The following is a 13689-nucleotide window of genomic DNA, read 5'->3' on the forward strand; positions in this document are numbered from 1 at the left end:
CTGCAGGAGGCTGGTATAACACCCTCAATGACAGAGGGTTATGACTGTTACCAGAATGCATTGGCAGAGCGAGTCAATGGCATTTTGAAGCAGGAGTTTTTACTGTATAAATGCAAGAGCTTCGAGGAGTTGAAGGTACTCGTAGGGCAATCGGTAGATATCTACAATCGTTTAAGGCCGCACCTTAGCCTCGGCATGAAAACACCGGAAGAGGCGCATGAAAAGCCAGCTCTTTGGGGGAGCTGGCTTAAACAAAAGCCGTCAACTTATTTTAGGACGGGACATGATCAGAAATTATCGATCAGTAGCTTCTCTTACCAGCCAGTGATTTCTTTCAGTGCTTTACCGATATCGGCCAAGCTCTTAACCGTTTTAACACCAGCATCTTCAAGTGCAGCAAATTTCTCGTCAGCAGTACCTTTACCGCCAGAAATAATCGCACCAGCGTGACCCATACGCTTACCAGCAGGTGCAGTTACACCAGCGATGTAAGACACAACAGGTTTGGTTACGTTTGCTTTGATGTAAGCAGCCGCTTCTTCTTCTGCAGAACCACCGATCTCACCAATCATTACGATTGCTTCAGTTTGTGGATCTTCCTGGAACAGCTTCAGGATATCGATGAAGTTGGAGCCCGGGATTGGGTCACCACCAATACCTACGCAAGTAGATTGGCCGAAACCGTAATCAGTAGTTTGCTTAACCGCTTCATAAGTCAAGGTACCTGAACGCGATACGATACCTACTTTACCTGGCTTGTGAATGTGGCCTGGCATGATGCCGATTTTGCACTCGCCCGGAGTGATAACACCTGGGCAGTTAGGGCCAATCAAACGCACACCCAACTCGTCACACTTCACTTTTGCGTCAAGCATATCGAGAGTTGGGATACCTTCAGTAATACACACGATCAACTTGATGCCGCCGTTAGCTGCTTCAAGGATAGAATCCTTACAGAAAGGAGCCGGAACATAGATTACCGATGCATCAGCACCGGTAGCAGCAACTGCTTCAGCAACAGTGTTGAACACTGGCAGACCGAGATGGGTTTGGCCACCTTTACCCGGAGTTACACCACCAACCATTTTGGTGCCGTAAGCGATTGCTTGTTCGGAGTGGAAAGTACCTTGCGCGCCGGTGAAACCCTGGCAAATTACTTTAGTGTCTTTGTTGATTAAAACGCTCATGTTCTTTGCCCCTTATTGATTCGCAGCAGCTGCAACAACTTTCTTGGCAGCGCCAGTCAAGTCGGTATCGGCAATAATGTTCAGGCCGCTTTCGCCCAACACTTTTGCGCCCAATTCAGCATTGTTACCTTGCAGACGAACAACAACAGGTACTTTTACGCCTACTTCTTTAACCGCACCGATTACGCCTTCTGCGATCATGTCGCAACGTACGATACCGCCAAAGATGTTGATGAATACTGCTTTCACCGCGTCATCAGACAAAATGATCTTGAACGCTTCAACTACACGCTCTTTGGTCGCACCGCCACCTACATCAAGGAAGTTGGCCGGCTGGCCACCGTGCAATTTAACGATGTCCATGGTGCCCATCGCCAAACCGGCGCCGTTAACCATACAGCCGATATCACCGCCGAGTGCAACGTAGTTCAACTCCCAGGCAGCGGCATGAGCTTCACGCGCATCTTCTTGTGATGGATCTTGCATGGCTTTCAATTCTGGATGACGGTACAGAGCATTCCCGTCAATCACCAGCTTTGCATCCAGGCAGTGCAAGTTACCTTCCGGAGTAATGACCAGCGGGTTAACTTCCAACAACGCCAAATCTTTCTCTTTAAAAAGCTTGGCCAAGCCGAGGAAAATATTAACGAATTGGTTGATTTGCTTGCCTTCCAAACCGAGTTTGAAAGCCAGGTCACGCCCCTGGAAAGGTTGTGCACCTACCAGCGGATCAACAGCAACTTTAAGGATTTTTTCAGGAGTGTCATGGGCAACTTTCTCGATCTCTACACCACCTTCGGTAGAGGCCATGAACACGATACGACGGCTTGAGCGGTCAACTACAGCGCCCAAATACAATTCTTTGGCGATGTCGGTGCAAGTCTCGACCAAAATGCGGCTTACAGGCTGGCCTTTCTCATCAGTTTGATAAGTAACCAGATTCTTGCCCAACCACTTTTCAGCGAAAGCGCGAATATCTTCTTTGCTCTTAACCAGCTTTACGCCGCCCGCTTTACCGCGGCCACCAGCGTGAACCTGAGCTTTAACGACGAACATGTCGCCGCCGATTTGATCTGCGGCGGCAACAGCCTCTTCAACAGTCGCAGCAGCAATGCCTTTAGAAACGGGCAAACCATATTGGGCAAACAACTGCTTACCCTGATACTCGTGCAAATTCATGGTGTATTTCCATTTGACGATGGTTGGATATGCGCATTAGTGAACATACCAACTTGGGTTATCGATGGGCACAGGCCTTATGAGCCTATACCCGCCTAAAAACGAGGACTCTATGGTTCTCTTAACGCTTCTTCTTGTTGGCTACGTGGATGGCATGACCATGCACCGCCAATGCTGCTTCGTGGATAGCTTCAGACAAGGTTGGGTGACCAAACACCATCATGCCTAAATCTTCCGCACTGGAACCGAATTCCATTGCAATTGCCACTTGCTGAACCAAATCCGCAGCACTTGGGCCAACAATATGGGCACCAAGGATACGATCAGTTTCTGCGTGGGCAATGATTTTTACCAAACCCTGGGTTTCATTTGCAGCCATAGCACGGCCAGAAGCTGCGAATGGGAAAGTACCCACGTTGTATGGTTCGCCCGATGCCTTCACCTGCTCTTCTGTTTTACCAACAGAGGCAACTTCCGGATGGGTATAAATTACGTTAGGAATAATATCGTAATTAATTTGTGATTTTTGGCCAGCGATACGCTCGGCAACCATCACACCTTCTTCCGAACCTTTATGCGCCAGCATAGGGCCACGCACTACGTCGCCAATTGCCCAGACACCCGGTGCATTAGTTTCGCATTGTTCGTTTACAAAAATAAAACCGCGCTCATCCAGGTTTACACCGCTGTCCGCAGCCAACAGATTCTCGGTGAATGGGCGACGACCAACGCAGACAATCAACTTATCGAACGTTTCTTGTTGCTCTTTGCCATCTTTATCCAAATAAGTCACGGTCACTTCTTTGCCGTTTACTTTTGAACCGGTCACGCGTGAACTGGTGCGGATATCCAAACCTTGTTTGGTCAGGATTTTTTGGGTTTCTTTCGCAATTTGTTGATCCATAATCGCGAGGAAACTATCCAGTGCTTCAAGTACAACCACTTTGGAACCAACACGATTCCATACAGAACCTAATTCCAAACCAATAACACCAGCGCCAATAACACCTAAACGTGCCGGAACTGATTGGAATTCCAAAGCACCAGTGGAGTTAACAATTACATCATTATCAACAGGAGCAACCGGAATATTAATTGGGCTCGAACCAGAAGCGAGAATTACATTCCCTGCTTCAATAGTAGATACCTTACCTTCAAAATCAGTCACTTCAACCTTGCGGCCAGCGAGCAATTTACCCGTGCCGAAAATACTGGTCACGCCATTGGCTTTAAACAGAGCAGCAATGCCGCCAGTCAAATTTTTAACGATTTGCGCTTTGCGCGCGATCATCGATGGAACATTGATTTCTACACCACTGGCAGTAATGCCGTGAATAGCAAAATCGTCTTTAGCTTCGTGGTATTTGTAAGAGCTATCCAACAATGCTTTTGATGGAATGCAGCCTACGTTCAAGCAGGTACCGCCATTGACGCCCTTACCTTCTTCATTGCGCCACTTTTCAATACAAGCGGTTTTCAAACCCAACTGTGCAGCACGAATCGCTGCAACATATCCTGCAGGTCCCGAACCTATGACTACCACATCAAATTTTTCAGACATAACAAAGTTCCTAAATTATTAACTGTCGGCTACAACCTTGTGAGCAGTAACCCTTCACATAAAAAAACGCTCCTAGGTTGCTAAGAGCGTTTCAACAAGCAGATTAGATTTCCAACAAAATACGTGCTGGATCTTCCAGCAAATCTTTGATGGTCACGAGGAATTGCACAGCCTCTTTACCATCCAGCAAACGGTGATCGTAAGACAATGCCAAATACATCATCGGCAAAATTTCCACTTTGCCGTTTACTGCCATCGGACGCTCTTGAATTTTGTGCATACCCAAAATTGCTGATTGAGGCAAGTTCAAAATGGGCGTGGACAACAGCGAACCAAACACTCCACCATTAGTGATAGTGAAAGTGCCGCCTGACATTTCTTCGATACCAAGCTTGCCGTCACGTGCACGCAAACCGAAATCACGAATAGTATTTTCGATAGTAGCAAGGCTCATATTTTCAGCATTGCGCAACACTGGTACGACCAAGCCTTTTTCCGTCGATACAGCAACACCGATATCCTGATAACCGTGATAAACAACATCGTTGTTGTCGATAGAGGCATTGACAACAGGGAAGCGACGCAGCGCTTCAGCAGCGGCTTTTACAAAGAAGCTCATAAAGCCCAAACGTGAACCGTTGTGCGCTTTTTCGAATTGATCTTTGTATTTTGCACGCAGTGCCATTACCGGAGCCATATTCACTTCATTGAAAGTAGTGAGCATTGCAGTAGTGCTGGATGCTTCGAGCAGCCGCTCGGCAATACGCTTACGCAAACGAGTCATAGGCACACGTTTCTCAACACGATCACCTACAGCTTCGATTGCCGCAACTGGCGCAGGAATAACAGCGGGTTTAGCGGCAGGTACTGATTTCAGATGACTGGCCACATCTTCTTTCAACACACGACCATCTTTGCCTGAGCCGGAAACTGCAGCAGTGTTTACATTATTTTCTTCAGCCAATTTACGTGCGGCTGGATTAACTGGTTTGTCTGCAGCGGTAGCAGGTGTGCTGGCAACGGGAGCGGCAGCCGGTGCTGAAGCCGCAGGAGTCGTGCCTGCATCGGGGGCTGCCCCCGCACCCTCAACAAAACGGGCAATGACTTCATTACTCAATACTGTATCGCCTTCGCCTTTAAGAATTTCAGCAATGCTGCCATCGGCAGGTGCGACAACTTCCAACACAACCTTATCGGTTTCAATATCAACGATCAGCTCATCGCGCTTGACGGCTTCACCTGGTTTTTTGTGCCAGGTTGCTACCGTGCCATCGGCAACGGATTCAGGGAAGGTAGGGGCTTTGATTTCGATACTCATGCTATTCCATCTCTCTGTAGCGCTAGGATTTATTTGATCAAGTTAAAAAGCAAAAGCACTCACACAGTGAGCGCTTTATTCACAAAACGTTTTTCTTCTTCAAGATGCGCAGACATGTAACCACCCGCCGGTGCTGCCGATGGATCACGACCCACATAATCCAAATACATCTCTTTACCATAGAGACCATGCACAACATGGCGCATATGGTGTTGGCTGCTATACCAGGCACCTTGGTTCATTGGCTCTTCCTGGCACCAGAAGATATCCTTAATACCTTTGAATGGCGCCATAGCCGCTTTCAATTCTTCTTCAGGGAATGGATATAATTGCTCCAGACGGATCAAGGCAACATTTTCCTGTTTACGTGCGATCCTTTCTTCAAGCAGCGTGTAGTAAACCTTACCACTACACAAAATTACCCGCTCAACTTTGGACGAATCAACACTGCTATCGCCAATCACATTCTGGAAACTGCCATTGGCCAATTCTTCCAGAGTAGAGGTTGCCAATTTATGGCGCAGCAAAGATTTAGGGCTCATTACCACTAATGGGCGACGCATCGGGCGAATCGCCTGACGACGCAGCATATGGAATACCTGCGCAGGTGTAGTGGGCACACAAACCTGAATATTGTGCTCAGCACATAACTGCATAAACCGCTCAAGACGTGCAGATGAGTGCTCTGGTCCCTGCCCTTCATAACCATGAGGAAGCAGCATTGTCAGGCCACACAAACGACCCCACTTATGCTCACCGCTGGTAATAAATTGGTCGATAACGACTTGGGCACCATTGGCGAAGTCACCGAATTGCGCTTCCCATATCACCAAACCGGTTGGCGATGTGGTCGCATATCCATATTCAAATGCCAGCACAGCTTCTTCTGACAAGTAAGAATCGAACAGCTCAAACGATGGCTGGTTAGGTGCCATATTGGCTAAGGGGACATAGGATGAACCGTCTTTTTGGCTGTGGATTACCGCATGGCGATGGGAGAAAGTACCACGGCCAACGTCTTGGCCAGTCATACGAACTTGAAAGCCCTGCTCAACCAAGGTTGCATAAGCAAGAGTTTCAGCCATACCCCAGTTCAGCGGCAATGCGCCTGCGGCCATTTTGCGGCGATCTTCGTAAATTTTTTCAACTTGCTTTTGCAGCACGATTCCATCAGGGATATCGCACATTTTATTCGCTGCAGCCTGCAAGGTTTTGAGTTCACAACCAGTATTTGCAGGTGTCTCCCAATCGTGACCGATATAGGGCGACCAATCCACAAACAAACTGCGATCCGGCTCACTCACCAAACCGCTGGCAACATTTTCACCGCGATCCAGTGCTGCGCGATAAACAGTGGTCATATCGTCTGCGGCAGCCTGGCTGAGCAGATTTGCTGCAACCAGTTTATCGGCATAAAGCGTGCGCGTAGTTTTGATGCTACGGATAATTTGGTACATCAATGGCTGGGTTGCCGAAGGTTCATCAGTTTCGTTGTGACCGCGACGGCGATAGCAAACCAAATCAATGACAACATCCTTTTTGAATTCATAGCGATAGTCCATCGCCAACTGGGCAACAAACAATACCGCTTCAGGATCATCGCCATTCACATGGAAAATCGGGCACTCGATCATCTTGGCAACGTCAGTACAGTACTCGGTTGAGCGCGCATCTTCACGTTTGTTCGTAGTAAAGCCAACCTGGTTGTTGATCACAATATGTAAAGTACCGCCAGTGCCGTAAGCGCGGGTTTGGGACATTTGGAATGTCTCCATCACTACACCTTGACCTGCGAATGCGGCATCACCATGCACATTGATAGGAACTACTTTAGCGCCAGTTTTGTCGCTGCGACGATCCTGGCGCGCGCGTACAGAACCTTCGACGACGGGCGATACAATTTCCAAATGCGATGGGTTAAACGCCATCGCCAAGTGCAACTCGCCACCGGGAGTCATCAAGTTGGAAGAAAAGCCGGAGTGATATTTCACATCACCCGAGGTTTTCAGCGAGCGCTTGCCATCAAACTCAGCAAACAATTCTGCAGGGCTCTTACCAAACACATTAATTAACGCATTAAGGCGGCCACGGTGAGCCATACCCAATACAATTTCTTTTGCACCGTAAGTACCCGCACGTTTCACCAACGCATCAACTAACGGGATAAAACTTTCACCGCCTTCAAGACCAAAACGTTTGGTGCCGGGGTATTTGCTATCGAGGTGACGCTCAAGACCTTCCGCCGCCGTCAAACGCTCAAGCAAGGCAAGGCGCTGCTCTTTACTGAACTCAGGATTGGAACGTACGCTTTCAAGACGTTGCTGCAACCATTGTTTTTCAGCGAGTGGGGTGATGTGCATAATCTCGGCACCGATATGACCGCAATAGGTCTTCTCCAATGCTTCAATAATGTCGCGCAGGGTTGCCTGCTCTTTACCGATAAACAAATTACCGGTATTGAATACCGTATCGAGATCCGCATTGGTCAGGCCATGAAAACCCAAGTCCAAATCAGCAACTGGATCGCGCTGCATCAATCCCAGTGGATCGAGCTGCGCTTTTTGATGACCGCGAAAGCGGTAGGAACTGATAAGTTGCAATACTTTGATTTGCTTTTGCTCGTGCTCTGCACTGACAGAGCCACCGGCAACAGCAACGGTGCGAACGCGAGATTTGCCCAACTGTTCAAATTGAGCGCGAATGACCGAATGGGGAGTATCTTGAGTCAGGACACCATTGACGCGTGGTAGCTGATCGAAATAATTGCGCCATTCTTCAGGAACGGCATTAGGATTATGTAAATACGAGTCGTAGAGTTCTTCGACGTAAGCAGCGTTCCCACCGGAGATGTGAGACGTACTCCAAAATTGCGCCATAATGCTGTCTTGCATTCCACTCACCTTAATCATTGGGGACTCAGGCATCCCCTGCTATCAACTAGCGGTTAGCTACTAAACGCTTTCAACTTGTGATTAAAAGCGCCGCTTTTAAGTTACCGTCACCCAAGGCGACAGTGAACAGTTTTTGATTAAACAAGCGTAAATCGCTTATCAAATCATCAAATTTTTACCTGCTTCAGATACACAAAAGCGCCACCTTAGGTAGCGCTCTGTAACAACATATTACGAATATGGCCGATGGCTCGTGTCGGGTTAAGCCCTTTGGGGCAAACCGCAACACAGTTTTGGATACCATGGCAACGGAATACGCTGAAAGGATCGTCCAGATTGGCTAATCGCTTTTCTGTCGCCAAATCGCGGCTGTCAGCAAGGAAGCGATAAGCCTGTAACAAGCCAGCCGGGCCGATAAACTTATCCGGATTCCACCAGAATGATGGACAACTGGTTGAGCAGCAGGCGCAGAGTATACACTCATATAAGCCATCGAGCTTCTCGCGATCTGCCGGAGATTGCAAACGCTCAATTGCAGGAGCTGGTGTATCGTTCTGCAAGTATGGCTCAATCTTCTTGTATTGGTCGTAGAACTGGGTCATATCAACCACCAGATCACGAATCACCGGCAAGCCGGGTAATGGACGTAAAATCAAGGTATTGTTTTTGATACATTCGGAAATTGGCTTGATGCACGCCAAACCGTTTTTACCATTGATGTTCATCCCATCAGAACCGCACACACCCTCACGGCATGAGCGACGGTAAGCCAGGGATTCATCCTGTGCTTTTAATAATTCCAGAACATCAAGCACCATCAGGTCTTTACCTTGAGTATCGATCTCATAGGTCTTCATGTATGGCACGTTATCAGTTTCTGGGTTGTAGCGATAAACTTGTACTTTCAACATAATTTTTCTCCCGATTACCCTACGCGGTTATTAATAGGTACGTTTCTTAGGCTGGAATGCTTCCATAGTGCGCGGTTTAAAATTCACCGCACGCTTGCCAACACGCTTTTCACCGGGGAAATAGACTGAGTGACACAACCAATTGGTGTCGTCACGGTCTTCAAAATCTTCACGGGCATGTGCACCGCGCGACTCTTTACGCTCTTCTGCTGCAATCGCCGTTGCTTCAGCCACTTCAAGCAAGTTTTGCAACTCCAACGCTTCAATACGCGCGGTGTTGAAGGCATTGCTCTTGTCGGTAATCGCAACATTTTCAATACGCTTGCGCAGCTCTGCAAGTTGCTCAATACCTTTCTGCATAAACTCACCCTTACGGAATACACCGAAGAAGTTTTGCATAATGGTTTGCAGCTCTTTACGCAGTACTGATGCACTTTCACCGCTGTTAGAGGTATTAATTTTGTTCAGCCGAGCCATGGCTTTGTCGATGTCAGCCTGAGTAGCATCGCGATGCTCAATACCTTCACGCAATGCCTTTTCGATGTACAAGCCTGCTGCGCGACCAAATACAACCAGGTCGAGCAATGAATTGCCACCCAAACGATTGGCACCATGTACAGATACACAAGCCACTTCACCGCACGCGAACAAACCATCAATCACCACGTCATTGCCATCAGCATCAATAGTCAGTGCTTGACCATTCACGTTGGTGGGAATACCACCCATCATGTAGTGACAGGTTGGAACCACAGGGATAGGAGCATACACAGGATCAACGTGTGCAAAGGTGCGCGACAATTCGCAGATGCCCGGCAACTTGCTCTCCAGCACCTCTTCGCCCAAATGGTCGAGCTTCAGCAATACGTGATCTTTGTTGGGACCAACACCGCGCCCGGCAATAATTTCCTGAATCATGGAGCGTGCCACTACGTCACGACCAGCAAGGTCTTTCGCGTTAGGAGCATAACGCTCCATAAAACGCTCGCCATCAGCGTTGATCAGATAACCACCTTCACCGCGGCAACCTTCGGTCACCAATACACCGGCACCGGCGATACCGGTCGGGTGGAACTGCCACATTTCGATATCCTGTACCGGGAAACCGGCACGCAACGCCATGCCAACACCATCACCGGTATTGATGTGAGCGTTAGTGGTAGAAGCGTAAATACGGCCTGCACCACCTGTCGCCAATACGGTTGCCTTGGCTTTTACATAAACGGTTTCGCCATCTTCGATGTTAATTGCGATAACACCTACGACCGCACCGTCTTCGTTTTTAACCAGATCAACAGCAAACCACTCGTTCAGGAAAACGGTTTTGTTTTTCAGGTTGCCTTGATAAAGGGTGTGGAGCAGTGCGTGGCCGGTACGGTCCGCTGCTGCACAGGTACGCGCCGCCTGACCGCCTTCACCAAAGTTTTTGGACTGCCCGCCGAAAGGACGCTGATAAATACGGCCTTCATCAGTACGGGAGAATGGCAACCCCATATGTTCTAATTCGAATACCGCCTCTGGACCAACTGAACACATATATTCAATTGCATCCTGGTCACCAATATAATCAGAACCTTTAACGGTGTCGTACATGTGCCAGCGCCAATCGTCATTTGGGTCGGCACTCGCAATCGCACAGGTAATCCCGCCTTGGGCGGATACTGTATGCGAGCGGGTTGGGAATACTTTGGTAATTACTGCTGTTTTGTAGCCGGATTGCGCCAATTGCAATGCTGCGCGCATACCCGCGCCGCCACCACCAACAACAATACCGTCAAAAGAAATCGTGCGCATGTTAGCCATTAGTTAATACCCCAAATTACCTGAACACCCCAAACCAGATAGGTAACTGAAACAGCACCCAAAATTATCTGCGCGAATATACGGAGGAAAGTCGCTTTGGAGCCTAGTAGACGGGTAGTTAAATAATCGGTCAATACAGCCCACAAGCCGATCCACGCATGGGATATAAAGGAAAGAAGAGTGACGAGGGTGAAAACGCGCATCCACAATTGGCTGTAAAGGGACTGCCACTGTTCGAAAGTCAATTCAGGATTACACACCAGATAAGCTACGATAAAGATGGTGTAAGCCGCCATAACGGCACCACCGACGCGTTGAATCAGCCAATCGTAAAGGCCGCTGCGTCCAAAACTGGTTACTGAAGTTACCATACCCACACCCCCGCCAATACGATCAATACGATGGCAACAAACAGCGCAATCTTCGCACCGGTTTGACCACCTTTAAGAGACTCGCCGATACCGAAATCCATGATCAAATGGCGAATACCCGCCACCATGTGATACGCCAAGCCAGCCAATACCGCCCAGAGGACAAATTGACAAACAGGGTTTGCAGTGAGATCGCCGATACTGTTGAAACCTTCTTGCGAATCAAGGCTGGTGTCCAGCATCCATAAAAGGACAGCTACACCTGCAAAAAGGAAAACGCCGGAAGCGCGATGAAGAATGGAAACGTAAGCAGTGATGGGAAGTTTAATAGTCGCTATATCTAGGTTGACAGGTCTTTTCTTGTTCACGGTCTATCTCACCTTTATGCCCATCGCGGGCAGGTTTAAGAATAAGCGCCTCATTTCTTATCATTTAAAAATGACCCTAAATGAAACACGCCCTGCAAGTCGCGCAGCATTATAGAGATTGGCCTCTGGAAACACAAACAAAAAGCCGCCCGGAACTGCCGTCAAATAGCCTTAATAAACTCATGCTGGATATTTGACGATGTTTTTACACAACACACTGAAATCATTAAAAGATTTTTGGATTTTTGCACTGTGACTGCGCGTTTCTGCGCACATCGCGCCACACAGGCGCAGTCGCATGGGTGACTTTTCAATCGACGAGGTATGCGACAGCGGCAAGATCGCCCTGTGACGCGGAAATTTCCGAAAAAGATAAAAGAAATTGCCCCACGGATGTGCCAAAAACTTTCGCCTTAACAATTAAGTCATCTATAATGCCGCTCGCAAACGGCAGCGTCGGCCCACCAAAAGAAGTCGACTAGTCCATAAAAAACGTAGCCGGCCTATAAAGCTATTAGTAGAGCTATTTGTAGAAAGCAAAGCTACCTACAGTTTTTATCAGTTGAGTAAAGCGAAACATGCTTCTCTCGAGCCTTTAGTCTTAATCAGTAAGCACAGGAGTCAGTAATGACTGACAAGAAAGCACATCTCACGATTGATGGCATTGATACGACGATTGACTTACCTATCTACGCCAGCACTATCGGACCTGACGTTATTGACGTCACCAGCATTACCAGGAATGGCTTTTTCACGTTTGACCCGGGCTTTATGTCCACCGCCTCATGCGAATCCAGTATTACTTTTATTGACGGTGATGAAGGTGTCCTCCTCCACCGCGGTTATCCGATAGAACAACTCGCTGTCTCCTCTGATTATCTCGAAACCTGTTACCTCCTGCTCAATGGCGAACTGCCGACCCCAGCCCAAAAAGAAGAATTTACTGCTGAGATCAAAAAGCATTCTGCTGTAGATGACTCCATCGCCAACATCATTAAAAGCTTCAAGCGCGAATCGCACCCGATGGCGATCCTGTGCAGTGCTGTAGCGGCACTGGCTGCTGTTTACAATGACGACATTAACATCACCGATGAAGCCAGTCGCAAACTGACTGCTTATCGCTTGATTGGCCAAATGCCAACACTTTCGGCGATGGTTTACAAACATCGCAAAGGCGAAGAGTTTATTGCTCCGGATAATAGCCTTAGCTACGCCGAAAATTATTTGAACATGACCTTTGGCACCGCAGGCAAAGCGCCTAATGTGAGCAAGACTATTGCGAAAGCCATGGATCGCATTTTTGTATTGCATGCTGATCACGAACAAAATGCATCAACATCGACTGTTCGCCTTTCAGGTTCATCAGGCACCAATCCATTCGCCGCTATCGCTGCTGGCATTTCAACCTTATGGGGCCCGGCTCACGGCGGTGCAAACGAAGCCGTACTGGAAATGCTGGAAGAGATCGGCACTGTAGAAAATATCGAAGCTTGTGTTGCGCGCGCAAAAGACAAAACCTCCGGCTTCCGCCTGATGGGCTTTGGCCATCGCGTATACAAAAACTTTGACCCACGCGCTAAAGTAATGAAGCAAACGTGTGACGAAGTGTTGGCTGAATTGGGATTGGAAAACGATCCGCTGCTGGCAATTGCCAAGCGCCTGGAGCAAATCGCACTGGAAGACCCTTACTTCATCTCCAAAAAACTGTACCCGAACGTAGACTTCTATTCAGGCATCATCATGAAAGCAATCGGTATTCCTACCGAAATGTTTACCGTGATTTTTGCGTTGGGCCGCGCAGTCGGCTGGTATTCTCACTGGAATGAAATGGTGAGCGGCCCATATAAGATTGGCCGTCCGCGCCAACAATATACCGGTAGCCCCAAGCGCGACTATCCCAAAAAGTAAGTCCGAAAAAGTAATCGAGCTTAATGCTTATCAAAAAAGGCTGCATTGCAGCCTTTTTTATTTTCACGATTTAATTCAATACCGCCGCCCTTCCTCCTCAAAGTATCAACCATCAAAAGATACCGCATCAGAAAGACCAACCTTCAAAATAACAATTTCAGACAAGTGCTAAAGTACACATTCAGAAATTAG

The 13689-nt window shown here is 48.1% G+C and carries 10 protein-coding genes and 1 pseudogene; 2 read left to right on the forward strand and 9 right to left on the reverse strand.

The window, feature by feature from the left end; all coding sequences use genetic code 11:
- Positions 1 to 225: pseudogene (locus AC1RJL_RS18105) on the forward strand (integrase core domain-containing protein); the annotation flags it as partial.
- Between the two features lie 89 nt (positions 226 to 314).
- Here the strand turns inward: AC1RJL_RS18105 and sucD are convergent.
- From sucD to sdhC, 9 genes are all read right to left on the reverse strand, one after another.
- Positions 315 to 1187: a succinate--CoA ligase subunit alpha gene (gene sucD, locus AC1RJL_RS18110; protein WP_492916619.1), complete on the reverse strand. Its 873-nt coding sequence runs from the start codon at positions 1185 to 1187 to the stop codon at positions 315 to 317.
- Positions 1188 to 1199: 12 nt separating this feature from the next.
- Positions 1200 to 2366: an ADP-forming succinate--CoA ligase subunit beta gene (gene sucC / locus AC1RJL_RS18115; protein WP_151057411.1), complete on the reverse strand. Its 1167-nt coding sequence runs from the start codon at positions 2364 to 2366 to the stop codon at positions 1200 to 1202.
- A gap of 121 nt (positions 2367 to 2487) precedes the next feature.
- Positions 2488 to 3927: a dihydrolipoyl dehydrogenase gene (gene lpdA / locus AC1RJL_RS18120; RefSeq protein ID WP_492916622.1), complete on the reverse strand. Its 1440-nt coding sequence runs from the start codon at positions 3925 to 3927 to the stop codon at positions 2488 to 2490.
- A 103-nt stretch (positions 3928 to 4030) separates the two neighbouring features.
- Positions 4031 to 5245 (reverse strand): 2-oxoglutarate dehydrogenase complex dihydrolipoyllysine-residue succinyltransferase, encoded by a 1215-nt coding sequence (gene odhB / locus AC1RJL_RS18125; protein ID WP_492916624.1) that lies wholly within the window; start codon positions 5243 to 5245, stop codon positions 4031 to 4033.
- 59 nt (positions 5246 to 5304) lie between these two features.
- On the reverse strand, positions 5305 to 8136 hold the full coding sequence (locus AC1RJL_RS18130) for a 2-oxoglutarate dehydrogenase E1 component (RefSeq protein WP_492916626.1): 2832 nt from the start codon (positions 8134 to 8136) through the stop codon (positions 5305 to 5307).
- 206 nt (positions 8137 to 8342) lie between these two features.
- Positions 8343 to 9047, reverse strand: a complete 705-nt coding sequence (locus AC1RJL_RS18135; protein ID WP_492916628.1) for a succinate dehydrogenase iron-sulfur subunit — start codon at positions 9045 to 9047, stop codon at positions 8343 to 8345.
- A 30-nt stretch (positions 9048 to 9077) separates the two neighbouring features.
- Positions 9078 to 10850, reverse strand: a complete 1773-nt coding sequence (sdhA, locus tag AC1RJL_RS18140; RefSeq protein WP_492916630.1) for a succinate dehydrogenase flavoprotein subunit — start codon at positions 10848 to 10850, stop codon at positions 9078 to 9080.
- Entirely contained in the window at positions 10850 to 11221 is a 372-nt protein-coding gene (sdhD, locus tag AC1RJL_RS18145; RefSeq protein WP_492916632.1) for a succinate dehydrogenase, hydrophobic membrane anchor protein, read from the reverse strand. The genes sdhA and sdhD overlap by 1 nt, the downstream gene beginning before the upstream one ends.
- The gene (gene sdhC, locus AC1RJL_RS18150) at positions 11215 to 11589 is read right to left on the reverse strand and encodes a succinate dehydrogenase, cytochrome b556 subunit (RefSeq protein WP_492916634.1); all 375 of its coding nucleotides are present in this window, start codon (positions 11587 to 11589) and stop codon (positions 11215 to 11217) included. The genes sdhD and sdhC overlap by 7 nt, the downstream gene beginning before the upstream one ends.
- Before the next feature lie 627 nt (positions 11590 to 12216).
- Between sdhC and AC1RJL_RS18155 the strand changes: the two genes are divergently transcribed.
- A complete protein-coding gene (locus AC1RJL_RS18155; protein WP_492916636.1) occupies positions 12217 to 13497 on the forward strand; it encodes a citrate synthase in 1281 nt (426 codons plus the stop codon).
- The last annotated feature ends 192 nt before the right edge of the window (positions 13498 to 13689 follow it).

The sequence above is a fragment of the Cellvibrio sp. GW822-FHT04B05 genome, assembly GCF_058800985.1.

Excerpts from the sequence above, each read along its gene's own strand:
- sucD (WP_492916619.1), bottom strand. The coding sequence starts at position 1,187 with ATGAGCGTTTTAATCAACAAAGACACTAAAGTAATTTGCCAGGGTTTC.
- sucC (WP_151057411.1), bottom strand. The coding sequence starts at position 2,366 with ATGAATTTGCACGAGTATCAGGGTAAGCAGTTGTTTGCCCAATATGGT.
- lpdA (WP_492916622.1), bottom strand. The coding sequence starts at position 3,927 with ATGTCTGAAAAATTTGATGTGGTAGTCATAGGTTCGGGACCTGCAGGA.
- odhB (WP_492916624.1), bottom strand. The coding sequence starts at position 5,245 with ATGAGTATCGAAATCAAAGCCCCTACCTTCCCTGAATCCGTTGCCGAT.
- AC1RJL_RS18130 (WP_492916626.1), bottom strand. The coding sequence starts at position 8,136 with ATGCAAGACAGCATTATGGCGCAATTTTGGAGTACGTCTCACATCTCC.
- AC1RJL_RS18135 (WP_492916628.1), bottom strand. The coding sequence starts at position 9,047 with ATGTTGAAAGTACAAGTTTATCGCTACAACCCAGAAACTGATAACGTG.
- sdhA (WP_492916630.1), bottom strand. The coding sequence starts at position 10,850 with ATGGCTAACATGCGCACGATTTCTTTTGACGGTATTGTTGTTGGTGGT.
- sdhD (WP_492916632.1), bottom strand. The coding sequence starts at position 11,221 with ATGGTAACTTCAGTAACCAGTTTTGGACGCAGCGGCCTTTACGATTGG.
- AC1RJL_RS18155 (WP_492916636.1), top strand. The coding sequence starts at position 12,217 with ATGACTGACAAGAAAGCACATCTCACGATTGATGGCATTGATACGACG.